This window comes from Leisingera caerulea DSM 24564, assembly GCF_000473325.1.
Lineage (GTDB): Bacteria > Pseudomonadota > Alphaproteobacteria > Rhodobacterales > Rhodobacteraceae > Leisingera > Leisingera caerulea.
Genome location: NZ_AXBI01000012.1, coordinates 83,205 through 108,530 on the forward strand (window position 1 = coordinate 83,205; position 25,326 = coordinate 108,530).

20 protein-coding genes and 1 pseudogene are annotated in these 25,326 nt (G+C 64.6%); 7 read left to right on the forward strand and 14 right to left on the reverse strand.

Annotated elements, in window-relative coordinates:
• The first annotated feature begins 1 nt into the window (after nucleotide 1).
• The 5 genes from CAER_RS0102100 (at nucleotide 2) to CAER_RS29115 (ending at nucleotide 3,270) form a co-directional block, all read left to right on the forward strand.
• Nucleotides 2-388: a response regulator gene (locus tag CAER_RS0102100; protein ID WP_027233853.1), complete on the forward strand. Its 387-nt coding sequence runs from the start codon at nucleotides 2-4 to the stop codon at nucleotides 386-388.
• 2 nt (nucleotides 389-390) lie between these two features.
• The gene (locus CAER_RS0102105; protein ID WP_027233854.1) at nucleotides 391-717 is read left to right on the forward strand and encodes a hypothetical protein; all 327 of its coding nucleotides are present in this window, start codon (nucleotides 391-393) and stop codon (nucleotides 715-717) included.
• Between the two features lie 129 nt (nucleotides 718-846).
• Nucleotides 847-2,346, forward strand: coding sequence for a caspase family protein (locus tag CAER_RS0102110; protein ID WP_027233855.1), 1,500 nt, complete (start codon nucleotides 847-849; stop codon nucleotides 2,344-2,346).
• A gap of 67 nt (nucleotides 2,347-2,413) precedes the next feature.
• On the forward strand, nucleotides 2,414-2,740 hold the full coding sequence (locus CAER_RS29500) for a hypothetical protein (RefSeq protein ID WP_154667621.1): 327 nt from the start codon (nucleotides 2,414-2,416) through the stop codon (nucleotides 2,738-2,740).
• Nucleotides 2,737-3,270, forward strand: coding sequence for a hypothetical protein (locus CAER_RS29115; protein ID WP_154667622.1), 534 nt, complete (start codon nucleotides 2,737-2,739; stop codon nucleotides 3,268-3,270). The genes CAER_RS29500 and CAER_RS29115 overlap by 4 nt, the downstream gene beginning before the upstream one ends.
• A 9-nt stretch (nucleotides 3,271-3,279) precedes the next feature.
• On the opposite strand, the gene CAER_RS0102120 is transcribed toward CAER_RS29115, so the two are convergent.
• Together CAER_RS0102120 and CAER_RS29505 are read right to left on the reverse strand one after the other, a co-directional pair.
• The gene (locus CAER_RS0102120) at nucleotides 3,280-4,122 is read right to left on the reverse strand and encodes a M15 family metallopeptidase (RefSeq protein ID WP_027233856.1); all 843 of its coding nucleotides are present in this window, start codon (nucleotides 4,120-4,122) and stop codon (nucleotides 3,280-3,282) included.
• Nucleotides 4,123-4,150: 28 nt separating this feature from the next.
• Nucleotides 4,151-4,306, reverse strand: coding sequence for a hypothetical protein (locus tag CAER_RS29505; protein ID WP_154667623.1), 156 nt, complete (start codon nucleotides 4,304-4,306; stop codon nucleotides 4,151-4,153).
• Here CAER_RS29505 and CAER_RS0102125 point away from each other — a divergent pair.
• Together CAER_RS0102125 and CAER_RS0102130 are read left to right on the forward strand one after the other, a co-directional pair.
• A complete protein-coding gene (locus CAER_RS0102125) occupies nucleotides 4,305-4,880 on the forward strand; it encodes an OmpA family protein (RefSeq protein WP_027233857.1) in 576 nt (191 codons plus the stop codon). The genes CAER_RS29505 and CAER_RS0102125 overlap by 2 nt on opposite strands.
• Before the next feature lie 44 nt (nucleotides 4,881-4,924).
• Entirely contained in the window at nucleotides 4,925-7,084 is a 2,160-nt protein-coding gene (locus CAER_RS0102130; protein ID WP_027233858.1) for a serine/threonine protein kinase, read from the forward strand.
• A 36-nt stretch (nucleotides 7,085-7,120) separates the two neighbouring features.
• Here CAER_RS0102130 and CAER_RS0102135 read toward each other — a convergent pair whose 3' ends face one another.
• The 12 genes and pseudogenes from CAER_RS0102135 to CAER_RS0102190 form a co-directional block, all read right to left on the reverse strand.
• Nucleotides 7,121-7,843, reverse strand: coding sequence for a PP2C family protein-serine/threonine phosphatase (locus CAER_RS0102135; protein WP_051357648.1), 723 nt, complete (start codon nucleotides 7,841-7,843; stop codon nucleotides 7,121-7,123).
• Complete coding sequence (gene tagF, locus CAER_RS0102140; protein WP_027233860.1) at nucleotides 7,843-8,511, reverse strand: type VI secretion system-associated protein TagF; 669 nt, start codon at nucleotides 8,509-8,511, stop codon at nucleotides 7,843-7,845. The genes CAER_RS0102135 and tagF overlap by 1 nt, the downstream gene beginning before the upstream one ends.
• Nucleotides 8,511-12,083, reverse strand: coding sequence for a type VI secretion system membrane subunit TssM (tssM, locus tag CAER_RS0102145; protein WP_027233861.1), 3,573 nt, complete (start codon nucleotides 12,081-12,083; stop codon nucleotides 8,511-8,513). The genes tagF and tssM overlap by 1 nt, the downstream gene beginning before the upstream one ends.
• On the reverse strand, nucleotides 12,080-13,507 hold the full coding sequence (gene tssL, locus CAER_RS0102150; protein WP_027233862.1) for a type VI secretion system protein TssL, long form: 1,428 nt from the start codon (nucleotides 13,505-13,507) through the stop codon (nucleotides 12,080-12,082). Before tssL ends, tssM begins: the two co-directional genes overlap by 4 nt.
• A 14-nt stretch (nucleotides 13,508-13,521) precedes the next feature.
• Nucleotides 13,522-14,862, reverse strand: coding sequence for a type VI secretion system baseplate subunit TssK (gene tssK, locus CAER_RS0102155; protein ID WP_027233863.1), 1,341 nt, complete (start codon nucleotides 14,860-14,862; stop codon nucleotides 13,522-13,524).
• 44 nt (nucleotides 14,863-14,906) lie between these two features.
• A complete protein-coding gene (gene tagH, locus CAER_RS0102160; protein ID WP_027233864.1) occupies nucleotides 14,907-16,394 on the reverse strand; it encodes a type VI secretion system-associated FHA domain protein TagH in 1,488 nt (495 codons plus the stop codon).
• Nucleotides 16,395-16,402: 8 nt separating this feature from the next.
• Nucleotides 16,403-16,705 carry a PAAR domain-containing protein gene (locus CAER_RS0102165; RefSeq protein WP_027233865.1) on the reverse strand — a complete coding sequence of 101 codons (303 nt, stop codon included), beginning with the start codon at nucleotides 16,703-16,705 and terminating at the stop codon, nucleotides 16,403-16,405.
• Between the two features lie 17 nt (nucleotides 16,706-16,722).
• Complete coding sequence (locus tag CAER_RS0102170) at nucleotides 16,723-17,331, reverse strand: DUF6931 family protein (RefSeq protein ID WP_027233866.1); 609 nt, start codon at nucleotides 17,329-17,331, stop codon at nucleotides 16,723-16,725.
• Nucleotides 17,332-17,340: 9 nt separating this feature from the next.
• Nucleotides 17,341-19,452, reverse strand: coding sequence for a type VI secretion system Vgr family protein (locus CAER_RS0102175; protein ID WP_027233867.1), 2,112 nt, complete (start codon nucleotides 19,450-19,452; stop codon nucleotides 17,341-17,343).
• Between the two features lie 64 nt (nucleotides 19,453-19,516).
• Nucleotides 19,517-21,487, reverse strand: a complete 1,971-nt coding sequence (locus tag CAER_RS30445; RefSeq protein WP_322786329.1) for a type VI secretion system contractile sheath domain-containing protein — start codon at nucleotides 21,485-21,487, stop codon at nucleotides 19,517-19,519.
• Between the two features lie 2,484 nt (nucleotides 21,488-23,971).
• Nucleotides 23,972-24,469: pseudogene (gene tssB, locus CAER_RS30450) on the reverse strand (type VI secretion system contractile sheath small subunit); the annotation flags it as partial.
• Nucleotides 24,462-25,292, reverse strand: coding sequence for an ion transporter (locus CAER_RS0102190; protein ID WP_036796792.1), 831 nt, complete (start codon nucleotides 25,290-25,292; stop codon nucleotides 24,462-24,464). The pseudogene tssB and the gene CAER_RS0102190, both read right to left, overlap by 8 nt.
• Nucleotides 25,293-25,326: the final 34 nt, after the last annotated feature.

Consider the following 25,326-nt stretch of genomic DNA (forward strand, 5'->3'; position numbering starts at 1 on the left):
AATGAGCTTGAAAGACTCTCTCCGCGTTATGGTCGTTGACGATATGTCAACCAGCCGGGGGATCATCACACAGAGCCTGGATGAGATCGGCATCAAGAACTATATGGTCGAAAACTCCGGCGAGGGCGCCTACAAGAAACTGGTTCAGACGCCGGTTCACATGGTGCTGTCGGATTACAACATGCCGGGCATGGACGGCCTGGGCCTGCTGAAAGCCCTGCGCAGCCATCAGGTCACGCAGCGGGTCGGTTTCATTCTGGTGACCGGCAAGCCGACGCCGGAGATGATCCAGGTCGGCAAGCAGATCGGTCTGAACAACATTGTCCGCAAGCCGTTCACGGTGGCAACGATGAAGCAGGCCATCGAACAGGTCGTCGGGCGGCTGTAACCATGGAGCGTCCCGGCAAAGCCCTGAGCGAACTTTGCGCCGCCTCGGCGTGGGAAATGGAGCAGCTGCGCGGTCAGATGCAGGCGCTGGAAGACGTCGTGCTCGACGTGCTGGAACGGGGCACGCCCCCGACCAGCCAGGAACTGCGTTCCCTGCAGGACTTTGATCTGGTGATTCAGACCCTGGCCGGGCTCTCCGGCTTCTACAAGCGTGTGCAGGCGCAAGTTGACGAGTCCGGCCCTGCCGACCTGCCAGCCGCAGCGGCAGGGGTCACCCTCGAAAAACTGCGCGAACGGCTGCGCTCTGCCAGCAGCCTGGCAAGCACCTGACATTCCCCGCCCCGCCCTGACCAGGGCGGGGCCGCCTTTGCGGCGCCCCGCTGCAGCGAATTTTCTTTTTAATTGCTGCCGCCGCGGATTACATTGGGCATAGCTGTAACCGCCAGCCCGGGTATCCGTATGTCTTTTCTTTTCAAACCGTTGATTTTCACCGCCTGCCTTCTGATGGCGGCAGGGGCGCAGGCTGCAAGCGACCGTATCGCCCTGGTCATCGGGGTGGCAGAATACCAGTACCTGCCGCCCCTGGAAAACACACGCAACGATGCCGCCGCAATGGCCGGCACGCTGGAAGGCATCGGCTTTGACGTCAGCCTGGCGCTGGATCCGGGCACCGCGGAAATGGAGCAGCTGCTGGATGATTTCGCCTTCCGCTCCGAAGTTGCCGATCTGGCGCTGATTTATTTCGCAGGCCACGGGATTGAGGTTCAAGGCGAGAATTTCCTGATCCCGGCCGACGCCAAGGTGGCCGGCAACCGGGATGTGCAGCGCCAGTCGCTGTCGCTGAAACAGCTGCTGGCGGCGGTGGACCGGGCCCGCAAGATGCGCATCGTGATCCTCGACAGCTGCCGTGACAACCCGCTGGGCGATGACATCGCGCTGGAGCAAAGCGGCAGCCAGACCGCTGACAGCACAGCCGCCACCCGCGGCAGCGGCGGCATGGCGCCGGCCGATCCGGACCGCGGCACGCTGGTGGCCTTTGCCGCCAAGGACGGCCAGGTGGCGCTGGACGGCAGCGGCAGCAATTCCCCCTACGCAACGGCGCTGATGGAGAAAATGGTGCAGCCGGGGCTGGAAATCAGCCTGATGTTCCGCCAGGTGCGCGACCGGGTGCTGGAAACCACCGCCAACCTGCAGGAGCCCCATACCTATGGCTCGCTGACCGGCGTGCCCTTTTATCTGGCCGGCCCGGGCGAAAATGATGCCCCGGTTTCGGTGGCCGATGCCTCTGCCGCCTGGGCCGCGCTGAAACCCGACCAGGAGGAGCAGCTGCTGGCGCTGGCCGATCTTGGCGATACCCGCTCGATGCTGGGGCTGGCCTATATCCGGCTCAACCCGAATGAGGGCCGGTTCGACCCCAAGGCGGCCGTGGATTTCCTGCAGCGCGCCGCGGACGCGGGCTCCCCTGAGGCGCAGTTCGAACTGGCCAAGCTTTACGAGCGCGGCACCGGCGTGGACGCCGATCCGGCCAAGGCATTGGAGCTGTATCAGGCGGCGGCAGCCCAGGATTTTGCCGATGCGATCAACGATCTGGGCTTTTTGCATTACCAGGGCGGACTTGGCCTGCGCGCCAACCCGAAGAAAGCGCTGACCTTCTTTGAGCGCGCTGCGGACCTGCGCCACCCGCAGGCCCAGTTCAATTTCGCCGCACTGATTGATGACGGGCTGATCCCGTCAAAAGGCCCCGAAGACTCGGCGCATTACCTTTACGCGGCGCTGCGCAGCGGCAGTTCCGATGTGCTCAATCTGCTGAGCGAACGCCCGAAAATGTTCACCGCAGAAACCCGGCGCGCGCTGCAGCGGAAGCTGAAAAACAACAACTTCTATGCAGGCGCGATTGACGGCGATTTCGGTCCGGGAACGCAAAGGGGCATCCGTCAGGCCTATGGACTGGAGGGGTAAGCGCCCTACTTCAAGCGGATGTTGTTACATCGTGCTGTGTTCCTCGTTCTGCTCACCTGTTTCCTGAATGGCCCCTTGGACAGCCAAGCCGGCGGCTATGGCGGCGGCACCGGTGGTGCCGGCGGTGACGGCGGCAGTGGTGACGGCGGCAGCGGCGACGGCGGCAGTGGTGACGGCGGCAGCGGCGACGGCGGCAGCGGTGATGGCGGCAGCGGTGATGGCGGCAGCGGCGACGGCGGCAGCGGCGACGGTGGCAGCGGTGACGGCGGCAGTGGCGATGGCGGCAGCGGTGACGGCGGCAGCGGCGATGGCGGCAGCGGTGACGGCGGCAGCGGCGATGGCGGCAGCGGCGATGGCGGCAGCGGTGATGGTGACGGCGGTGCTGGCGATGTGAGCTCGCGCGGCGGCAGTGGCGGCGACGGCGAAGGCAGCACTTTTGGAGGGCCGTCCGGAAACGGCCGCTTCTTCGGCAACCGTATACGCTCAGCTGACGACGTGGTGGACCGTATCGCCGGCTTCCGGAACCTGTGCGGAATCGTGGGGCCGTATTTAATCGATTGCCTGGCTGAGCGTTTCGAAGCTTTGGAAAAGGATCTGGCAGGCCTGCCCGGCCATGAGCCGCTGCGGGAGATCCTGCAGGAAACGGCTCAGGATCTGCGGCAGATCGCGCGCGAGAACCGTGACCCTTCAAAACCGCGGGGAAAGGCCCGATCCCTGAACAGCGCCGAACGGTCGTATCGCCCTATCGTCGCTGTGGCGCCGGAACGGCAGGCCGCGGCAACAACCAAGGCCCTTGCGGTGCTCGAGGAAACGCAGACAAAATTGCTGCGCTCCGCGGAAAACTCACCCGCGCGGTCCATCGTGCGCTACCAGCGGATTGCGGCGGCCATCGACTCCAGCAAGGTTCTGCTGCGCTCTGCCTGAGGCTGTTTGTTACAGCAGCCCGTCGGCCAGCCATTGGTCCAGCTGGCGGCGGCTGATTTCAAAATGCATGCTGTCCTCGCGACGGAAGCCCGCGCCCCAGACCCAGCCCTGATCGTAGAAGAAATCAGCCATGATGGTCAGCCCCAGCTGGGTTTTGCCATCGGTGAAATTGTCCAGCTTGCCGTCGATGTTCAGATCGACTGCCAAGCCATAGCTGTGGGTGGAGAGCGCGCTCAGCGTGCCGCGGATCCGGCGCACGCACAGCGCCCCGGCCGTGTTGATGCGGGCATAAAGGTCGGGATCCGCCTGGCGGATGTTCTCGAACACCACCTTCAGGCTTTCAATGGCCGGGCGCAGCATGCTGACCCGGATCGGGCCGACCTGCTCTGTCACCAGCTTTTCCTTCAGGTCCGGGTTGGTCATCGGCTGGCAGGTATCGTTCAGCTCCTCCCGCGGGCGGCCCAGCTTTTCTGTCAAGTAGCGGCCGCCTGTCACCTTCAGCCCGCGGTTCACGTTCAGCCGGTCGGCGATCAGCACCACCTGCGCATAATCGAGATCCGCGCCGCCGGTCTGGTTCCAGATCGCGGCCTCGCCGGCCGCGTCATCGGTGAAAGGGGTTCCGGTGCCTGCCCCTCCCGCGGGCAGGCTGGCAACCTCGTTTTGCAGGTCGGTCATCCGGGCCTGCAGATCCTCGACCTGCTGGCGCAGCATCTCGATCTCGATCCGCGCGGTGGAATCCACCCCGCCGGCCCCCTGGTAATCCTCTTCGCTCAGCAGCCAGCTGAGCCCGAACCAGACCGCCGGGGCCAGAACCAGGCCAACGGCAATTATGACTGCTGGCAGAACCCGCATGTTTCCTCCCGGCTCTTCTGCGCCTATTTCAATCCTTCACCGCGCGGCAGTAAACCCCCTGATTACAACTTGCCGGAAACACCGTGTTTTTTTCCGCGGCGGACCTCTGCCCGCCATTGGCACACCGCAGGTGCTGGTATAAGCTGCCAGCGATGTTGAAACGGTAGGGGAGGGCGTCGAGCATGATCCGCCTGAAAGGTATTTTCGCAAGTGTTTTGGGGGCAAGCCTCATCTTTGCACCGCTGGCGCAGGCGCAATCGAACGGCGATGAACTGTCGGTCGAGGAAATCACCGAAGCCTTCAAGAAGCAGAAGACCCGCGGCCTGGTGATCGTGCCCAGCAGCACGGACCAGACCCAGGACACCGCGCAGGAAACCGCAACCGTGGCGGCCGCGGCCGAGGAATACAACCCGGTGGACCAGCAGGCCCAGATCAATGTCCAGATCTCCTTTGATTTCGACAGCGCCGCGCTGCGGGCCGACCAGGCGCCGAAGCTGGCCAATATGTGCGAGTCGATGAAGCTGATGGACGGCACCGTGTTCCAGATCATCGGCCATACCGACAGCTCCGGCTCCGCCGCCTATAATGAGCGGCTGTCGCTGCTGCGCGCGCAGGAAGTGCGCCGCCACCTGATCAGCTCCTGCGGCGTGCCCGAAGATATGCTCAAGGCAATCGGCATGGGCGAGACCGCGCCTTTCAATCAGGACAACCCGCGTGCGGATGAAAACCGCCGCGTCGAATTCCAGGCTCTGGGCTGAGCCCGGCTTGGGCGCGCGGCGGGCTGCAGGCCAGGGAGAACCACATGCTTGAATCGCGCCCTGGCGACCTGTTCCAGCCGGGTGATCTGCTGAACAACACCTACAGGATCGAAGGCCTGCTGGGGCGTGGCGGCACCTCGGACGTTTACAAGGCGCGCTCGGAAATCTCCGGCAACCTGGTGGCCCTGAAGGTGCTGAAGCAGGAGCTTGCCGCCAACGAGGACTTTACCGTCCTGATGGCGCGCGAGGAGAATATCCGCGAAATCCGCCATGCCGCGGTGGTGCGCTACTCGGAAAACCACCGCACGCCGGACGGGCATATCTATCTGCTAATGGACTACATCGACGGCCCCGGCCTCGACAAGCGCCTGAAACAGGGACCGATGGCGGCCGAAGACCTGCTGGTGATCTGCCGCCGCGTGGCGGAAGGGCTGCAGGCGGCGCATGCCCGCAATATCGTGCACCGCGACCTCAGCCCGGACAATATCATCCTGCGGGGCGGCGACCCGGCAGAGGCGGTGATTATCGACTTCGGCATTGCCAAGGACACCAATCCCGGGGCCCAGACCATTGTCGGCAACGAATTTGCGGGCAAATATTCCTATGCCGCGCCGGAGCAGATGAGCGGCCAGACGGACGCCCGGTCTGACATCTATTCGCTGGGGGCGCTGCTGCTGGCCAACTTCCGCGGCGAAGCGCCCAAGCTGGGTGCCAACCCGATGGAAGTGGTTGAGAACAAGCAGAAGCCCCTGGACACCAGCGGTGTGCCGGAACCGCTCAGGTCGTTGATCGAACGGATGTGCGCGCCGGACCCGGATGACCGGTTCCAAACTGCAGCCGAGGTGCTGGCATTTCTCGACAATCCCGACGGCGGCAGCCTGGCGGATGTGCTGGACGGACCCGCAGCCGAAGATGCCACCATCATCGTGCCGCAAACCCGCCAGCCGGCACCGCCTCCGCCGCTGGAACCGGCAGCGGAGAAGACCCCGGAGAAGAAAAGCCGCGGCGGCCTGTGGGCAGCGCTGGCGGTTCTGTTGCTGCTCAGCGGCGGTGCGGGGGCCTATTTTTCTGGCATGCTCGACAGCTTCATGGGGCCGTCTTACCCGATTGTCCGCCCCTATTCGCTGATCGCCGAAAAACCGGCTGACGGGCCGGTGCAGATCGTTGGCAACGTGCCTTCGGAAGCCACCCGCGACGCACTTCTGGCGCTGGCGGAGGACGCGGACTTGACCCTGGCCTCCGGCGAAATCGCCGAGACCTGGGGCGTTGATGTGCTGGATACGGTGCAGCCGCTTGAGGGCCTGCGCGAATGGCGGCTGGTGGTCAGCAACAACAAGGCCCGCCTGACGGGCGCGACCAGCGACACAAATGTTGCCGAAATGCTGAACGAACGCTTCCGCAACGGCCTGCCCGGAGCGCTGGAAGGCAAGGCGGAGATCCGGTTTGAACTGCCGATGCTGCCGGTGGCAGAGGTCAAGGCGGTGATGGAGGCCTTTGCCGATTGCGGCCCGCTGGTGCGCGACGGGAACGGCCATTATGACGGCTATGCGCCAACCGATCCGATCCTGATCAGCGGCCGGGTCGCCAGCACCGCCACCCGGCTGGAACTGTTCGACGCGCTGCGCGCGCTGGCCCATGAGCGCCAGGTGGTGCTGGATGTCGAGGTGCTGAACGACTCGCTGTGTGTGGTGGAGCAGCACCTGCCCAAAGCCCCCTCCGGCGGCGCCGAAGTGGAATTTGCGGTGGGCGGCTCAACTGTGGAGCCCAACCCCTCGGGCCGGTTCTTTGTCGGGGAAAACCCGGTGATCGATGTGGTGCTGCCGGGGGATGTGACCGACGGCTACCTGACCGTTTCGGTCCTGGATGTCTCCGGCAATGTGTTCCACCTGCTGCCCAATATCGCACGGCCGGACAATGCGGTGGCCAGCCTGCGCGACGGTGCTGCAGGCGATGTGCCGGTGCGGGTTGCCTACAGCCTGGAGGAATCCTCTTCCGGCGGCGGCATCGCCTTTAAGGTGGATGACAGCACTCTCGGCAAAAGCAAGGTGCTGGTGCTGCATTCGTCAGAGCCGCTGTTTGACGGGATGCGTCCGACCTCGGAAAGCGCCGTGGGGTTTGCCGAAGCGCTTCAGGCCAGTTACGAGGCGGATTCCAGCCGCATCCGCTCGCTGGACAGCCGCATTCTGGTTACCGCCAAACCCTGACCGGGGAACCGGATTCCGTGCTGGAAAGCGGCTTGTCTACGTCACATCAATCACAATGGCGGTGATGTTGTCGGCGCCGCCTCCGTCCAGCGCGATCTGGATCAGCCGGTCGCCAACGGTTTCCAGCGGTGTGCCGCCCAGCACATCCGCGAGGATCGCGAAGGTTGCGTATTTCGTCAGCCCGTCAGAGCAGATCAGAAAACGGTCGCCCGGCTCCGTGTCGCCGCGGACCTTGTCGATCTCCAGGTCCTCCCCGACCCCGACGGCGCGGGTGATCGCATTGGACTGCGGGTGCTGGTCGGCCTCGTCCCAGGTCATCTTGCCCGCCAGCACGTATTCCGCCACCGCCGAGTGATCCTCAGTCAGCATCTCGATCCGGCCGTTGCGCAGCCGGTAAATGCGGCTGTCCCCGGCCCAAAGGCCGACGAAATGCTGGTTGGCCATAATCAGCGCCGCCACGGTTGACCCGATGGTGCCGCCCCCGCGTGAGACGGCCTCGGCCCGGATTGCCTGGTGCGCGGTCTGGATCGCATCCCGCAGCGCATGCATCCGCGCCGCCGGGTCCAGTCCCTGCGGGATCGTCGCCGCCGCATCGGCAATCAGGCGGCTGGCGAAATCCCCCGCGGCATGGCCGCCCATGCCATCAGCCACCAGCCAGATGTCATGTTCCGGCAGCGCCAGAACGGCATCTTCGTTGACTTTGCGCTTCAGCCCCACATGGGTTTGCGCGGTGTAGCGGTATTTGCGCATCGGGTTCATCATGTAACCCCGGCCCCCGCCCAGACCGGCGCGGCAAGGTCAAACAGTCCCAGCGCCGCGGGGCCTTGCGGCAGCCCGCTGCACGCCAGCGTCCGCGGCGCCCCGTCCAGAACCGCCGTCCACAGGCTGCAGCCCGCCAGACGGGCGCCGTCCGATACGGCCGACAGCCTCTCCGTGCCCTCGGGACCGGCCAGAACCACCGCCATACCCTGTGCGTCCACGGCGCCGGCAGCCCGTGCCTCCGGCACCGGAATGTTTGCGAGTGTTTCCGCCAGCCGGTCCTTGGTCATCGTGTCCTCCAATGCATCCAGCGCCACATCCTCCAGCCGTTCAAATAACGCGGCCTCGCCGAAATGGTACAGGCCCGCCGCCGCCTGCCCCGGCAATCCCGCCATAAGCGTCAGCGGAAACCGGCGCCCGACGCGGTCGACCGAGGGCATCATGACGCCCATGACCTTGCCCGCGCCGGCCATGCCGGCAGGCAGGGTGAACCGCCAGATCGGCGCGGTCATGTAGTGCGCGTCAAAGCCCGCGCCATAAGCCGCCCTGCCGTCCAGCATAACCTGCTGCAGCCAGGCATCCCACACCCGCACAAACCCGCCAGGGGTGTTCAGCCGGAAGAAATCCCCGGCTGACGGCATCTTACCAAAGGCGCCGAACCCCGCCATCACATCGACTTCGGGCAGCTGAATTTCGCCATCGCTGGCAGGGCAAAAGGATTGATGACCGACCCGGACTGCAGCTCAAACAGGGCCAGCCGGCCGCCCACGCGGAAGTTCACCCGGCGCCGGTCCGAGACATTGGTTCGGCGCACCTCTGCCGCGTCCAGCAGCCGGAACCAGGCCCACGGCCCGTCCCGGGACATCACGTTTTCGGCGTCGCGCTTTTTCGGCAGCAGGGTGATCCGCGCCAGCCCCACCGGGCCCGGCCAGGTCACCGCCACAGGCGTCGGCGCGCCGGAGCGGTGGTTATAGGCGACCTTGGTGCCGTCGATCTCCAGCAGAACCTCCTTGGCCTTGGGATCCAGCGCGTTGACGGTGATCTGGAACTGCACCGCGGGCTGCGCGCCGCCGGCAAAGAACGCCTCCTTGATCTCGGAGGCGTATTGCATCTGCTGCAGCACCGCCTGGCTGATGCCCAGATCCACGTCATTCACCCGTTTCCAGGTCCAGGGGCGGCTGCGGGTGTCGACATATTTCAAGAGTTGGTCATTAAAGAAGCCGTCGATCAGCCCGCCCGGCGCAAACAGCTTGGCAAAATCCGCCATTGCCACGTCGGCCCGGGCCGAGCGGTTGAACGGATACCGGTTGGCCAGCGCCTTTTCGCAGAACGGCAGAACGGTGGACTGCCAGCGCGCGTTGATCGACGCCCGCGTGCCTTCGGAGGTGATTCCGGAGGAACCCGCCGAAATCTGTGTCGCCCAGCGGGGTAGCGGCCCGCCCATGCGGCTGGCAGTCTGCTGAAACTGCAACAGCGCCTGGCCGGTCTGCCCGCCTGTCGCCACGCCGGAGAAGGACATTTTGTTCAGCTCCTGATAGACAAGCTGCAGCTGTCCCATCAGGTCATCCAGCTGCGAGGGCTGGCCTTCGGGCCGGTTGACCAGGTCATAAAGCCACTGGAACCGCTCCTGCACATAGGCCCCCGGCGGCTTGGCCGCCTGACCAGGCGCATTTTCGGCAGAGCCGACCAGCGCCTCCAGCAGGATCTGACCCTGGATCGACAGATTAGAGCGCGCCTCGATCGCCGCCACGTTCTGGGCGCCCGCGGCGAGAGTGCCCGCATCCAGAAGCGATTTGTCCTCATTCAGGCGGGTTTCGTTGCTGACTTCCGTCAGGATGTTGACGATGGGCGAGGTCGGCCCGGACAGCACGTTGGTGACTTCTACTGCATGTGACAGCGATTCCAGCGGCACGATGTCGATATCGCCAAGGATCTGATCATAGCGGCTGATGTAGTCGTTGTAATAAAGGTCCAGAACATCGCGGCTGAGCTTCAGCAGAACCGCCTCATTCTGGGCTGCCTCGCTCTGTTCGCCCAGCACCCAGGCCTCGCGGTGGACCCGTTCGGCAACGCTGACCGCCTCCGGCAGGAACACGTTGTGAAAGCCGTCATAGGTAAATATGCCCTCGATCCCGTCATTCAGCGGCTTGCCGGAGCTGCGCACCAGCACCCGTTTGACCGACGGGCCGCCAACATCGGTGATCCGCCATTTCGGCAGGCTGGTGGCCTTTTGCGAGTTGAGGATGCCGTTATAGACGCGCTGCGCCAGCGGCATTTCCGACAGGATGTTCTGCGCCTGGGCAACCAGCGGCCCGTTCAGCGCGATCTCCTCCATCGGCTGCGACAGCAGCGCCGTCAAATGATCCATCAGGTCGGAACGCAGCTGGGTGCGGGCGATGCCGGGATAGGCGATGTTTTCCCAATCCAGCCGCATCCACTCCTTAACCAGATCCGGGTTCATCGGCCCCTGCAGGCCCAGCATCAGGTAGATCTTCAGTGCCTCATAGAGCGTGTCGGGGTTGTTGATGTTGCCCTCGATCTGCTGCTCCAGCCGCACCAGCAACCGCGGCAACAGGCGCTGGTTCAGCGCCGCGCGGTAGGTCTGAGCAGCCTGGGTGCCGATCACCTCGCCCTGATACAGCCCATAGGTCATCGCGCGCTCAGGGTCCGGATCCGACAGCACCGGATTGCCCGGCATGTCGCGCAGGTTGTTCAGCGCCGCCACCACCGGCACCAGATCGGTATCGCCCACCGGGCTGGGCGGCAGCTGGGCCGCCGCGGCCTGGTAGGCCGACACCTGGCCCTCGGCCTGGGCAATCAGATCGGTGTTCTTGAGATAGGACCGCACCCACAGCGTGCCCATCGCAATGGCCACCAGCACGGTCGCCGCAATCGCAATCCGCCGCGTCCAGCGGTAGCGGCGCTCCACCTTGTCATCCGCTGACACCAGGCCCGCCTCGGGGAACATCACGCCTTCGAACAGCCGGGTCAGGAAGAACGAGCGCCCGGTCCCCTGCCCTGAGCCAATCGCCTGCCGCCCGATGCCGAACGTTTGCGCCATGCCCAGCATCAGCCGGTCAATCGGGGTGCCTTCCTGGGTGCCGGAAGTGAAATAGACCCCGCGCAGCATCTGCCGCTGCGCATAGCGGTTGTCCTGGAACACCTCCATCAGGAAGTCGCGGGCAACGCCGCGCATCGACGCCACCTGCGCCGGGAAGCCGGCAATCAGCGCCCGGCGCTGATGGTCGGTCTCGGTCTGCATCTTCTCCAAGAGCTGCGCATTGATCTGCCCCAGCAGCAGGCCGAACTCCTCGTCAAACGCGGCAATCGGCGGCTCTTCCTTCTTGCCCTTGGGCAGCGGCAGGGTGAAGCCCCAGACCTGTTCGCGGTCCTCCTTGCCAAGCGAGTCATGGAATTCCTGGAACCCGGCGATCAGGTCCGCCTTGGTGAACAGCACATAGACCGGAAAGCGCACGCCCAGCTTCTCGCGCAGCTCAGCCAGTCGGTGGCGCACCGCGGCGGCATGGCTTTTCTGGGTGATTTCATCCTGCAACGACAGGTCCGACAGCGAAATCGCGACGATGGCGCCATTGATCGGCTGCCGCTTGCGGTATCTCTTGAGCAACCCCAGGAAGCCCAGCCAGGCGGCATTGTCCGCATCCGCATCGCTTTCCTGGGTGGTATAGCGCCCGGCGGTGTCGATCAGCACCGCGTCATTGGTGAACCACCAGTCGCAGTTGCGGGTGCCGCCAACGCCGCCAATCGCGGCCTTGCCCAGTTTCTCGGCCAGCGGGAACTGCAGGCCGGAATTCACAATTGCGGTCGTCTTGCCTGCGCCCGGCGGGCCGATCATGATGTACCAGGGCAGATCGTTCAGATGGCGCCGCCCGCCCTTGGACTTGCGCAGCTCCTTGATCGCGTCCTTGAACTTGCCGCGCAGCTCGCCGATTTCCTCGGACAAGACATCATCTTCCGAGGTGTCGGCCGCCTCGGCCATCTCCTCGGTCATCTCCTTGTCCTTGCGGCGCCGCCGCCAGAAGATGAGGCCGATGGTGAGAAAATACAGCAGGAAGATCACCCCGATGGTGATCAGCCGTGACATCACACTGTCAAACGGGCGCCAGTCGGCGCTGCCGATAAACGGTGCAAAGAACCACACGCAGGCCGACAGCACCAATGCCAGGATCAGCAGGATGGTGTAGATCGACCGGAACAGGGGGAAGATATAGCGGCGGATCATCCTTCAACCTCCTGAACCAGCAGGATTTCGATCCTGCGGTTCTTGGCCCGCCCGGCGCGGGTGCCGTTGTCTGCAATCGGTTCTTTATCGGCGCGGCCCTCGGCCGACAGCCGGTCCGGATTGGTCATCACCTTGGCCATGCCCGCCATCACCGATTTCGCGCGCGCCAGCGACAGCGCCATGTTGGACGGGAAGCGCGACGAGCGGATCGGCACGTTGTCGGAATGCCCTGCCACGATAATCCTGCCCTTTTCATCATTCAGCGCCTCAGCCACCCGGTTCACCGGGTTGCGGAAGGCCTTGCTCAGCTGGTCAGAGCCGGAGCCGAACATGCCCGACCCAGCCAGCCGGATAATCAGCGTGTTGCCTTTCTGGAAGACCTGCACGATGCCTTCCTTGATCTCCGGCTCCAGGAAGCCCGCGACCTTGGCGACCTGCTCCTCCGTGGTCGGTGCCAGCGGCGGCGGCGGCGGCGGCGGCGCGCGCCGTTCCAGTTCCACCTTGGGGCCGGAGTCGACGATGGACAGCTGCCCCACCACATTTTCCGTCTTGTTCGACAGCAACCAGCTAAGGCCGATGAACTGCAGCGCCAGCACCGCAGCAGTGGCCGCCAGCGTGATCCACACCAGCCGCCACACCGACAGCGCCTTGAAGGGTTTGACCACCCCTTCCCAATGCGGCGACAGATCGCGCTCAACAGGCCCGCGCTGATTGCGGATGATCCGGGCCAGCGCGCCGCGGATCTGCAGGTGTTTCTCGGACCCGCCCTGCTCTACCCGCAGACGGCCCTCGAACCCCAGCGACAGGCACATGTACAGGAACTCAAGCATGTCGATATTGGCGCCCGGCTCCTTCTCCAGCCGCGCCAGCAGGTCATAAAACCGGTCGCCGCCCACCACCTCGCGGTGGAATGTCGCGACCATCGACTGCAGCCCCCAGGAGGACTGCCCGCCCCAGGGCGTGTTCAGCACCACGTCGTCCAGTGTCGCGCACAGGGCATAGCGGGCGATCTTCACGGTCTGCGCGGCGATACCCGCCTGCAGGGCGCGGTTTTCAAACGCGCGCACCTCTGCCACCACGCTTTTGCGCAGCGCGTCCGGGTCCATGTGCTGGGCCCGGTTGCGGATGCGGGAAATCAGCGCAAACAGGGTCGAGGCGCAGGCGGTCAGCTGGTTCATTCCTGTCAGCGCCATCTTCGGCGCTTTCTGGCCGCCCGCAGCGGCCTGCGGCCTCGGCGCCGCTGCCTGCGGCACACCATAGGCATCCAGATCGGGATCTGCCGCCTGTTCCGGCACCGGCTGGGCCTGCGGCGACGCATCCGGCTGCTGCATCGGGGTGGCTGTGCGCCGCCCCCCCGGGTTCGGCTTGATCACCGTCTTGTCGGTATCCCCCGGTTCGGCAAAGGGATCGTCATAATCAGCCATCTCAGCGCCTTCCCTTATGCGTTACGGATTGCCCAAAGCTCCATCTTGAGCCCCGGATACTGTCCCGACACATGCACCGCGATCCCGCCCGACGTGGTCATCTTGCGCCAATAGGGGCTGTCCGCATCCATCTCGAAGTAGACCACACCCGAATGATAGGGGATCTGCCGCGGCGCCACCGGCAGGGGGCGGAGCGTGATCCCCGGCAGCGCCGAGTTCACCAGCTGGCGGATTTCCTCGACGGGTCCGATCTTGGCCTGGCCTGAGAAATGCTTGCGCACGTCCTCGGCCGGGATATCGGCGCTGACCGCCAGCACAAAACCGGCATTGCCCAGCAATTTGCGGTCGGCAATCACCCCCACCGAGATACCGTATTTACGCGCCTCCAGCTTGATCGGGATTGCAGTCTGTTCCAGCACCGAGCTCAGGTACTGGCGCAGCACCCGGATCACTGGCGCAAAGCATTCGGCCAAGTTGCCGTGGGTATAGGGCGGAAACTCCGGCGCCTGTTTTTCCGTGGACATGAACACCGACAGCTCCCCCGCCAGCCCGGCGCACAGGGTGAACAGGCGTTCGGGGTGCAGGTTCTCGATGTTGCGCAGATGGCGCACCTGCGGCAGCAGCCGGTTCACCACCGTCAGCAGCATGAAATCCGACACATCCGCCACCCCGCGGGCGCCGCCTGCCTCCGACAGGCGGCCCGCCAGCGCCTCCATCCGGTGCGCCAGCAGCCCCTCCAGCTCCCGCAGGAAACCGTTCAGCGCAGGCGCCGCGCGCACATCCAGGCAGGAAGGGATAAAGGCCTGATCCAGCACGATCTCCTTGTCCGGGCGCACCTCGATGATGCGCGCCACCGGGATCGCCAGCAGGTCGGCCAGATCATCCACCTCCAGAGCGAACTGCAGGCGCATCTTGCCCACATCCAGCTCCACCGGCTTGCGCTCGGTCGAGGTCACATCGGTCACTTCCTGCTTGTCCGGGCGCAGGCGGCTGGCTGAGCGTTCGGCGCCGCTCAGATCGACCTCCACCGCGCCCTGGCGCCGCTGCGGCACGGTCAGGTAGACGATGCAGTCCTTGACCGTGGAGGGCACCTCCATCGCGGGCGGATGCGGATCCGCCATCGGCACCCGGAACACCGTGCCGTCATGGGTCAGCCCCTCGCAGGACTTGACCGCAAACTGGCCGATCTTCAGCGCCTCGTGGTCAATTTCCAGCCCGTTCACGCCCCAGGCATAGGGGCTGAGCCGCCGCGCCAGCCCGGCCACCAGCGCCTCGTTGTAACGGTCGGATTGCTGGAAGTGATGCGGCTGCAGAAACAGCCCCTCCGTCCAAAGTACCTTGCTGTCCCAGGACACCGGGATCTCCTCTTCCTTGCAGGCACGCGCCGGCGGCGCGGCGCTTATCCGTCCTTCAGCCTGTCCAGCTGCTGCTTGTAGGCCCGCGCAAATTCGCGGCTGAACAGGTCGTGAAAATCATTCTCAGCCTGGTCGGAAATCTCCGCATAAAGCTGCTCGTAAACGTCCCAGTACCGCGCTTTCTTGCCGCGCAAGAGGCCGGTAAAGCCGCCCTTGTCCTCGATCTGCGCCTCCAGCGCCTTGGGGTCGAGGCGCTTCAGCACGCCTTTCAGCGCCGCCTCCATTCCGGTGACCATCGCCACCTCATGCGCCTTGATGTCCCTCAGCGCCTCTTCGGCGGCGGTTTCGGGGCTGAGATAGCCCTTGGTCGCCGGGCGCACCATCGCCTCGACCGCCTGCTCCGGCGTGATCGAGAACTTCAGCGGATTGTTTCCGCCGGCCGAGATCATCGTCTGCTCAATGCGGAATTCCGACTTGATAGAGGTCCGCGTCATCAGGATTTCGCGCAAGCCCGTGACCAGCGTCCGCATCACCCGGCCCATGCGCGCCATGGTGCTGGCATGATCCTCCGGGGCTATGCTGATCTCGGCGCCGGCGCCATTCATAAAGGCCTCAAGCGCGTCCTGCGTTCCGGCAGGCGGCGCCGGTCGCGCACCCGCCTCATGGTAGGGCGGAATCTCGGGCGGTGCAGAGGGCGGGGCCTCCTGCGGCGGCCCAGGCGGTGTTTCCTGGGGCGGTCCCGGAGGGGCTTCCTGCGGCGGACCCGACGGCGGCACTTCCTGCGGCGGCGGCGGCACCTCGCGCGGCGGCTCGGGTTTCGGCTCGGGTTCCTCCGGCCCGCCGATGCCGGACAGGAACTCATCGTCCCAATCGTCCGGAATCATGTTCGATTGCGCCGCTGACGCGGCAAACCCGTCCGAGGCAGTGGGGTTGTGGTTGGCCAGGCTGGCCCCCTCCCCTTCGCGCCCGTCACTGGCCTTCTGGAAGAACGGATCCTCCTCCTCACCCAGCGGCGGCAGCAGCTCGTCAATCGGGTCGACCGGGTTCAGCTGCGCAGGCCCCTTCGGCCCCTCGCCCAAAAGATCGTCCAGGAAATCGCCGCCCGGACCGGCATCTTCCAGCAATTGCAGCGGGTCGGGCGCGTTGGCGGCATTGCCAGGCGAAACGGGCGCCTGCGCCGCGGGCGCTGCGATCAGGTCGCCCACATCCATCAGATCGTCGCGGATCTCCACCACCAGCTCATAGTTGCCGATGCACAGCACGTCGCCGTTATTAAGCGGCGTCGGCGTCCGGCCCAGCGGGATCTTGGAATAGTTCAGAAAGGTGCCGTTGGAGCTGAGGTCCACCACCACCACATTGCCGTTGTGATCCTCGATCACACAGTGGTTGCGCGACAGCATCTGGTCCGGGTCGGGCAGCACCAGGTCGCAGCTGGCGCCGCGCCCCACTGTCAGGCTCGGCCCGCGCATCGGAACGGGGGCCGCATCGCCGGGCATCGCGCCCGAGCTTTGAAACTTCAGCGTCACTCCCATGATTGGGCCTAACCTCCCACCAGCACGGTGAATTCACCCTTGACGACCATGCCGCCGCAGGCGGTGTTGTCCAGGATCCGCGCGGCCGGCATATTGTTGATCAGCACCGTCGCGGAGCCCTTGATGATCGGGTGCGGCGACGGCGCCGCGGTGCACATGTCACCCAGGCGCGCGGCCGGCAGGTTTGCAACCAGCACAGTCACCGCGCAAGGCGGCAGGATCGGCGTCGGCACCGGCAGGACCGGCGGCGGCGGGGTGGAGGGCAGCATGCAGGCATGCAGATCCGTCACCCGGGCCTGTGGCATTCCCATCTGTTACATCCTCCCTGTCAGCCCTGCGCCGCGTGCTGGGGAACTTCGATCACCTGCCCCTTGCCCCCGCGCGCGATATCCAGCGCGCGCTCCACCAGAACGCCGCCGTGTTCTTCAAACTTATCAGACAATTGACCCAAGGCCACCATATTCATGGCAAAGGCCGCCGCCTCCGAGGCGCCTGCAGGGGCAGGATATTGATTCAATTCTCCGGGTCCCAGCGTTCCGGCGGCATAGAGCACCGCCAGCGCGCAATTCACCGTGTCATCATCGACATAGGCATGATCCAGAGTGATCCGCGCCTTGTCGCGGTTTTCCTCGCTGGGCTCGAACACCCAGGCCTCGGACGCGGTCAGCGAAGCCGGGTCCTTGTCCGACCGCGGCCCGATATAGTCGCGCGCGGCCAGGCAGGCCCACCACACCCGTTCCCGCGGGGGCAGCAGCACCGCCAGCACCCGCAAGAGATCGACCAGCGCGCCCTTGCGGTCCAGTTCCTCCAGCACCGCCCCGGCCTGCGCCGTCGGCGGCGCCTCCAGCGGCGTCTTCAGGATCACATTGGCCCGCGACAGCAGCTTGGCCACCGGATCGGCGGGCATTTTGACCAGCTTTTCAAATCTTCCCGGCATCTGCACCACCTAGTTGATCATCGTGAGGCCGCCCTTCAGGGTCAGCATGGCCTCGCCTTTCACGGTGGTCATCGGTGCCTTTGCCTCGACCATGCCGGTGCCTTCGATCTTGATCATCGGCCCCTTGATGGTCACACCGGAATTGTCGATCTTCACCTCCGAGGCGCCCACGGTCAGCTTGATCTCCTGGCCCGCGCTCATCGCGATCTTGCCCGCGGTCACATCGACGGTCAGGTTGCCCAGCGACACGGTCTCCGTGTGGTCGCCCTGCGCAATGGTTTCGGTCAGGTTGCCGGTATCCACATCAAGCGTCATGTTGCCGGTCTGGATGTTTTCCGACTTGTCCCCGGTCTCCACCACCTCAGTGCGGTCGCCCTGATGCACGGTTTCCGTCATGTGCTGCTGGACCGTGAACACATAGCTCTTTTCATCGGCAGAGGTGACCTCCGGGTCGGGCGCATCCAGGCCGACTGTCACCGTCGAGCGGTCCTTGACCAGCATCTGGTGATCCTTCTGCGCCTGCACCCGCATCAATTCGCTGTCTTTCTTGTCGTCGAACATCAGCTCGTTATAGCCGCCGCCCCCCTTGGAGGAGTTGGTCTTGATCCCCAGCTGGGTCTGATCGTCCGGATAGGTATAGGGCGGCATCGTTTCGGCATTGTAAAGCATGCCGGTGCAGATCGGCCGGTCCGGGTTGCCGTCCTCGAACTGGATCACCACCTCCTGGCCCATCCGCGGGATCGCCACCATGCCCCAGTTCTTGCCCGACCAGGGCGTCATCACCCGCACAAAGCAGGAGGAGGTCTCGTTACTCTCGCCTTCGCGGTCCCAGTGGAACTGGATCTTGATCCGGCCGTGCTCATCAGTCCAGATCTCCTCGCCGCTCTTGCCGACCACGGTGGCGGTCTGCAGACCCTGCACCTCCGGCCAAGGGGTGACCAGCGGTGCCCGGAACTGATCGGACTTCAGGATCGCCCCGAAGGTGGCCGCGTAGACGTCGTGCTCCATCTCCTTGGGGTAGTCCATGTTGCGGGCCTTCACGTCATGGCGCATCTCGCCCGAGGTGGCGACCTTGGTGGTGCGGCTCTCGCGCTCGCCGTAATCCCAGGCCAGCTTGATGTGATGCTCGGCGTCGGTGACCAGATACTCCTTGTTGTTCTCATTCACCGGGTGATCCTTCAGGGTGAAGGTGTAGCCGGTGCCCAGGGTCGCCACGCTGGAGGCGCCGCGCCAGCGCTTGTGCCTGATCGCCTGCGCCTCCATCTGAACCCGCGTCAGCTTGTTGCCCAGGCCGGAATTCTTGCGGTAATGCCCCTGATAGTCGTAAACCTCGTGATCCTTGTGGGAATGCTTGCCCTTGGCAATCGCCGAGGCGGCCTTGAGGTCCGCTGACGGGGTCAGAAAGTCGAAATCGTTCAGGGTGACCTTGCCGCGGGTCAGGATTTCCTCCTTGGCCCATTCGGAAATATGCTCTTCGCGCCGCCGGTCCCGGTCGTCGCGGGCGTGGAATTCGATCTCTGCACCCCCCATGACCGGGGAGTGCCCGCTGACGCCGTCACACAGCACCAGCTTTTCGGGGCTGCCGGGGCTGGTTGTGCTGTCGAAGTAGAAATAGATCCCCTCCTCCTCCATCAGCCGGCACAGGAAGGCATAATCGCTTTCGCGGTACTGCAAACAATACTCGCGCGCCTCATAGCTGTCGCTCAGCTTGTCAGTGTAATCGCTGAAGCCGTATTCGCTGAACAGCTGCTTGATGATCTCGACCGTGGACTTTTCCTGAAACACCCGCAGATCGCTGGTCCGCGTCAGCAGCCAGAACCAGGGGCGCACCTCCGCGACATACATCTCATAGCCGTTGCGGAACCCCAGGTATTCGACTGAAATGCACAGGCCTGAGAACTGCTGCTCCGTGTCCGGGTTGCGCATCACATGCACGTTCATCGTCTTGCCGACCAGGTCCTCCAGCTTGGGCTGGGCCTTGGTGGCGGCAAATTCGATGGTGGTTTCGGTCAGCTTGCTCAAGCCCTCGCGCACAATTGCGCGGCTCAGCATCAGCCCATCGGTGCTGTAGCTCCCCGACATCCAGGCGAGGTCGTTTTCATGGCCCTTGCTTACAACCATGGTTCCTCCTTTCCGCGAAGGGAACCGGGCCGGAAATCACCGGCAGTGTTCTCAAACATTCGCATCACAAATCATCCAAAAGCGCGGCGAGTTCAGCATCCATTTCCTCGTCGCCGTCATCGTCATCCTCGTCGTCGTCATCCCCGAACGACGCCAGAAGATCATCGAGCCCCCCGTCATCGGCGTCGAAGTCCAATTCCCCCAGGTCCAGGTCGTCCTCGCCGTCTCCTCCGAGATCCAGATCGTCCAGGTTCAGATCGTCCAGGCCTGAATCGTCCCCGTCATCACCGCCCAGATCCAGATCGTCTTCATCCCCGCCGCCCGCAGGGGACGCCGGTTTCGGCAGGCCGCGCGGATCCGGCGGCGAGGGCTCTGGCGCCGGCAACCCGGTCCAGGGCCCCAGGATCTCGCTGCCTTTCAAGGAATTGAAAGAGGTCAGCCGCACCTCATCCCGCCCCTTGACCGCGCTCACCGCCATAAAGCCGCGCTCTTGCGCCAGCGCGATCTTGCCGAGGTCGACATTGCGCTCCGTGCAGGGCAGCGCCACCTGGTCGCCGAACCTGTCGTTCACGTAATGATAGGGCATCCCCCCCAAAGACATAATCCTGCCCAGCTGCAGCGACGGGCCGTTCTCCTTGAACGACCGCGCCAGAAGGATCGCCACCAGCACCACCGGATTGGCCCAGAGCATGCCTTTCAGGCCTTCCGTTTCGGTGAACTCCTCGAAATCAAATTCGTAACAGGGCTCGGTTTTCTCGCCATAGGGACGGCGCAGCAGGAACCGCGGGCTGACCAGTCCCAGATGCCCGGCCTCCGCCATGCCCTGCAGCGTGTCCCAGGCCTCCGCCACCACCTTGGGCCGCTCCGCCTTGGGCGTCTTTAGAAACTCGGGTGAGATCGACCCAAAGAACGGTGCATCCACATGCGCCGCCACCCGCGCGATGCGGCCCAGCAGTTCCGCATGCGGCGGGGTTTCCTCGAACTGATACATGCCGATCAGCGCCGAATAACCGCCGCGGCCGTTCTCCTCGTCCAGCGGCTCCTCGGTCAGCAGGCGCACAAAGCCGGTCTTCGACAGATCCTCTTCGGCGGCCAGATCCGCCGCCAGCTCCTCTGCCGAGATGTCATAGAGCATCACATCCAGCGTATCGTCCGCCTCGATCGAACGCGCCATCAGATCCAGCGAGCGCCACTGCGCCTCCACCGACTGGAACTCCGGATGATGCAGCACCAGCCGCATCGCATCCGACAGCGCCTCATCCACCGCCTTCTGCATCGCCGCCACGTCCGGATCCGGCAGCGCCCGGATATGCGGACCCACAACCCGCGCCAGCAGCTCCTCCACCGGTGTCGCCGGGCGCGGTGTGATACCGGTGTCCTTGATCAGCTGCTGAAAGGCGCTGAGCCGCTTGTCCGCAGGCACCGCATTACCGGCCGAGGTCCGCTTGGGCGCCCGCGCCCGGGTGCCGTATTTCTCTGCCCAGGCCCTCAGCGTCTTGGCCGCGTGATCCGCCGTCGCGCCGCTCTGCAGCTGCTTGCGCAGACCCGCCAGCTCCGTGAACAGTTCGACGTTCTCGTAAAGCTCATCCGGATGCAGCCCGTCCAGATCCTCCAGCTTCACGGCAATCCCGGCGCCCTCCTTGCCGATCGGCAGCACCAGCTCGGTGGCAAAGCGCTCGATCACATCCTCAACCGTATCCGGGTCCAGCAGGATCGCCTTGCGCGCCGCCAGCGCGTCTCCGGTCTCCAGTTGCCCCTTGGCCGCTCTCCCTGAGAAATCCCCCAGCACTGCCAGCCGGAACCGCTTGCGCTCCAGTTTCTGCGGTTCGGGCCGGTCCGCGCTCATAGTGCCATAGGCGAACTCCGGTTCTTCCGAAGCTTCCACCGCAGCCGCAGCCTCCGCTGCGCCGCCGCCGTCATCCAGATCCCCCAGCAGCGCATCCAGATCGTCGCCGCCGGCGTCCTCCGCCGCCTCATCATCACCGCCCAGATCCCCCAGCAGGTCGTCGAGATCCATGTCGCCATCATCGCCCATCAGGCTGTCCAGATCGGCGTCCGCATCCCCCAGGCCATCCAGCAGCGCGTCCAAGTCTTCCTCGCCGCTTTCCGCGTCAGCCGCGTCCTCAGCTTCGGCCTCCTCTCCGAGCCCGGCCAGCAAATCGTCGAGATCGCCATCATCCTCCTCACCGCCGCCCAGATCGCCCAAAAGATCGTCCAGGCTGAGGTCTTCAGCCTCCCCGGCATCCTCCGCGTCGAGTTCCCCAAGCAGCGAGTCCAGGTCATCATCGCCGGCCGCTTCAGGTCCGGTTTCTTCCCCGCTATCCAGATCGCCAAGCAGATCATCCAAACCGCTGTCCGCTAACTCCTCCGAAGCCTCATCTCCGGGCTCCTCCAGATCGCCCAGCAAGTCATCTAGATTTTCCAAGCCGCCGGCGTCTTCTGTGTCCTCATCGTTTGGCGGCAGCGCAGCGGAACTATCGGCCTCAGCTGCGTCAGCTTCGGCATCTTCGCCGGCTTCCAGATCACCAAGCAAATCATCCAGACCGCTGTCCCCGGCGCCCGCTTCCTCCTCCGCGCCGCTCAGAAGCGCATCCAGATCATCATCATCCGAGGCGTCCGCCTCCTCGGTCAGATCGCCGAGCAAGCTGTCGAGGTCATCCTCCCCGGCGGTGGCCTCAGCCTCGTCTCCGCTGTCGAGCAAGGCGTCCAGATCCAAATCCAGTCCGCCGCCCTCCGCGTCGTCCAGGCTTTCCTCTTCCGCGGTCAGAACCTCGGGCACATCGGCGTCATCCTCCGCCGCCGCCTCTTCGACGCTGTCACCGCCAAGGTCGCCGAGGTCGCCAAGCAGATCATCCAGCCCGCTGTCATCAGCGTCTTCCTCCGCAGGCGCGTCCAGCGTGTCCAGCGCGGCACTCAGGTCATCGCTATCATCCGCTTCCTCGGGCGCATCCAGCCCGTCGAGGATCGAGCCCAGGACGCTGTCCTCTTCCTCAGTTTCCTCCGTCAGGCCATCGGTAAGCCCGGCCAGCACATCGCCGGAAGTCTCCCCGGCATCCGCCGCCTCCGGTGCTTCAAGGCCCTCCAGAACCGCGTTCAGATCCTCGTCCGTACCCTCTGCCTCATTCAGACCGCCCTCCAGCAGTCCTTCCAGAACGTCATCGGACCCGTCATCGTCCGCTTCCTCCACGTCAACAGAGACAAGGCTCTCCAGCGCGTCTTCGGCCTCGCTTCCGGCGTCTTCTTCTGCAGGCGTATCTTCCAGCAGACCGCCAAGCACATCGTCCAGGCCGTCGTCTTCCTCAGCCTCCGAAAGCTCTGCATCCGCCAGGCTGTCCAGCGCTGCAGCGGCCTTCGCGCCCTCCTCGTCTGCCTCTGGCTCAACATCCGCGAGGTTACTCAGAACGCCGGAGATATCCTCGTCATCCTCCACAGCTTCCGCCACAGGCTCAAGACTGCCCAAAGCCGCCTCCGCAGCATCATCCGCTTCGGCCTCTTCAGGCTCCAGATCTGCCAGCCCTTCCAAAATGTCCGCGTGATCTTCAGCTTCCGGCGCCTCAATCTCAGCCGCGGCCAGGCTTTCCAGCGCCGTCCCGGCAGCGTCTTCGTCTTCTTCCTGAACGTCGATTGAGGCCAGCTCATACAGAACCGAAGACGCCTCCTCAGTGTCTTCAGCCTCCGGCACTTCGGCCGCCGCGAGGCTCTCCAGGGCCGCGCCCGCAGCGTCGTCTTCCACGGTCTCTACGGGCGCCTGCTCCGCAAGCCCGCCAAGAACGCCGCTGTGATCCTCCTCTGCCTGCTCCTCGACCTCCACAGCCGCCAGGCTCTCCAGCGCAGCCTCCGCGGCGGTATCCTCCGGCTCTTCCACTCCGATATCCGCAAGGGCATCCAGCACGCCGGAAGGATCCTCCGCTTCCGCCTCGGCCACCTCAAGCGCAGCAAGGCTCTCAAGCGCGGCAGAGGCAGTGTCTTCCGTCTCCTCCAGAATATCCGCCTGGGCCAGACCTTCCAGAACAGACCCCGTCTGATCGTCTTCCTCAGCGTCCGGGACCTCCGCCGCCGCCAGCGACGCAAGCACCTCTCCGGCCGCGTCGCCCTGGTCGTCCTCCTGCAGCGCAGCAGCACTCAGGCCAGCCAGCACATCTGCCGAACCGTCCCCGATCTCCGATTCATCAGGCTCCACAGCCCGCAGTTCGTCAAGAACGCTGCCAGAGGCATCCTCAGCTTCGGTCTCTTCCGGCGCTTCAGCCGCAAGCCCCGCCAGCACATCTGCCGATGCGTCTTCCGTTTCAGCCTCCTCCGGCGCGTCAGAGCGCAATCCCTCCAACACCCCAGCCGAAGCATCCTCTGCCGCCTGATCCTCCGGCGCCGCCTGCCGCAGCGCATCTAGAACCCCGCCGGAGGGCTCTTCAGGCTCTGCCTTCTCCGGTGCCTGTGCGGCAAGGCCTGCCAGCACGTCGCCGCTGGTGTCCGCCTCTTCCTCCGGCAGCCCAAGTTTGCGCAGGCTGTCCAAAGCCGCAGCGCTGTCTGTGTCCGCCACTGGCGCCGACACCGCCTGCAGCAGCGACGGATCGTTCAGGATCGTCTCGATCAGCATCTCGGCGCCGGTCTTGCCGTCCATATAGGCCATCAGATTCTGCAGCTGGGTGCGGGCCTCCAGCAAGGGCCGCAGCGCATCCACCTTGGCGGCAATCGCACCGGGCGAGAAATCCGCCATGCTCTCAAACGTCAGATCGACCGCCAGGTTGCCCTCGCCGGTCAGCGTGTTGGGCACAGTGAAGGCGGCGCGCGGCGCCAGCCCCTTCATCCGCTCATCGAAATTGTCGACGTCGATTTCCAGGAACTTGCGGTCTGCCACCGCGGGCTGCTCCACCTTGGATTTCCCGGCCAGGTCGCTCATCACGCCCATCACAAAGGGCAGCTGCACCTTCTTCTCGGCGCCATAGAGCTCCACGTCATATTCTATCTGGACCCTTGGCGCCCGGTTGCGGGCAATGAATTTTTGCGAGCTGTCAGCCATTGCCCTGCCCTTTCAGCTCCGCGATTTCCGTCCGCAGCGCCTTGATCTCCTCATGCAGCTCCCGCACATGCGCGTCGACCACATCGGTTTCGGACCTCACCAGATCCCGCAGCTTTTCGAATTCTGCCTCGGCTTCCGCCTCCACCGCCGACTGCATGGTGTTGACCAGAAGACCGATGAACAGGTTCAGCACCGAAAAGGCGGTGATCACGATGAAGGGCACAAAGAACGACCAGGCAAAGGGGAATTCCTCCATCACCGGGCGCACAATCCCCATCGACCAGCTTTCCAGTGTCATGATCTGGAACAGCGAATACAGCGACCGGCCCAGGGTGCCGAACCATTCGTCAAATGCAGCGCCGTACATCATCGTCGCCATCACGCCGAAGACGTAGAACACGATGGAGATCATCACAATCACCGCGCCCATGCCGGGCAGCGCATCCAGCAGCGCCTGCACAACCGCACGCATCTGCGGAATGACCGACAGCAGGCGCAGGGCGCGCACCACCCGCAGACCGCGCAAGGCCGACAGGCCCTGGCTGTCCGGCAGCAGCCCGAAAGAGACCACAACCAGGTCGAAGATATTCCAGGCTGAGGAGAAAAACCGCAGCCCGTAGGCAAACAGCTTAAGCGCCAGCTCCAGCACAAAGATGGCCAGGACCGTGGTGTCGATCACATCCAGCAGCCCCCCGGCATGCGCCCGCACCGCGGCAGAGGTGCCAAGGCCCAGCGTAATGGCGTTGAAGATGATGATGCCAAGAATGGTTTTCGTCACCCAGGGGCGCTCGACGAATTCGCGGGCGCGGTCCCGAAGCGTCATTCCGGTGCTGGCCTGGGTTTCCACTGGTCTTCTC

Bases quoted from the DNA above. Each gene is read 5' to 3' on its own strand.
- CAER_RS0102125 (WP_027233857.1), top strand. From the start codon at position 4,305: ATGATCCGCCTGAAAGGTATTTTCGCAAGTGTTTTGGGGGCAAGCCTC.
- tssM (WP_027233861.1), bottom strand. From the start codon at position 12,083: ATGATCCGCCGCTATATCTTCCCCCTGTTCCGGTCGATCTACACCATC.
- tssL (WP_027233862.1), bottom strand. From the start codon at position 13,507: ATGGCTGATTATGACGATCCCTTTGCCGAACCGGGGGATACCGACAAG.
- CAER_RS0102105 (WP_027233854.1), top strand. From the start codon at position 391: ATGGAGCGTCCCGGCAAAGCCCTGAGCGAACTTTGCGCCGCCTCGGCG.
- CAER_RS29500 (WP_154667621.1), top strand. From the start codon at position 2,414: ATGGCCCCTTGGACAGCCAAGCCGGCGGCTATGGCGGCGGCACCGGTG.
- CAER_RS0102190 (WP_036796792.1), bottom strand. From the start codon at position 25,292: ATGACGCTTCGGGACCGCGCCCGCGAATTCGTCGAGCGCCCCTGGGTG.
- CAER_RS0102110 (WP_027233855.1), top strand. From the start codon at position 847: ATGTCTTTTCTTTTCAAACCGTTGATTTTCACCGCCTGCCTTCTGATG.
- tagH (WP_027233864.1), bottom strand. From the start codon at position 16,394: ATGGGAGTGACGCTGAAGTTTCAAAGCTCGGGCGCGATGCCCGGCGAT.
- CAER_RS0102135 (WP_051357648.1), bottom strand. From the start codon at position 7,843: ATGAACCCGATGCGCAAATACCGCTACACCGCGCAAACCCATGTGGGG.
- CAER_RS0102130 (WP_027233858.1), top strand. From the start codon at position 4,925: ATGCTTGAATCGCGCCCTGGCGACCTGTTCCAGCCGGGTGATCTGCTG.
- CAER_RS0102100 (WP_027233853.1), top strand. From the start codon at position 2: ATGAGCTTGAAAGACTCTCTCCGCGTTATGGTCGTTGACGATATGTCA.
- CAER_RS0102120 (WP_027233856.1), bottom strand. From the start codon at position 4,122: ATGCGGGTTCTGCCAGCAGTCATAATTGCCGTTGGCCTGGTTCTGGCC.
- CAER_RS30445 (WP_322786329.1), bottom strand. From the start codon at position 21,487: ATGGGCGATGATGGCGACATGGATCTCGACGACCTGCTGGGGGATCTG.
- CAER_RS0102170 (WP_027233866.1), bottom strand. From the start codon at position 17,331: ATGCCGGGAAGATTTGAAAAGCTGGTCAAAATGCCCGCCGATCCGGTG.
- CAER_RS29505 (WP_154667623.1), bottom strand. From the start codon at position 4,306: ATGCTCGACGCCCTCCCCTACCGTTTCAACATCGCTGGCAGCTTATAC.
- tagF (WP_027233860.1), bottom strand. From the start codon at position 8,511: ATGGCGGGGTTCGGCGCCTTTGGTAAGATGCCGTCAGCCGGGGATTTC.
- CAER_RS0102175 (WP_027233867.1), bottom strand. From the start codon at position 19,452: ATGGTTGTAAGCAAGGGCCATGAAAACGACCTCGCCTGGATGTCGGGG.
- CAER_RS0102165 (WP_027233865.1), bottom strand. From the start codon at position 16,705: ATGGGAATGCCACAGGCCCGGGTGACGGATCTGCATGCCTGCATGCTG.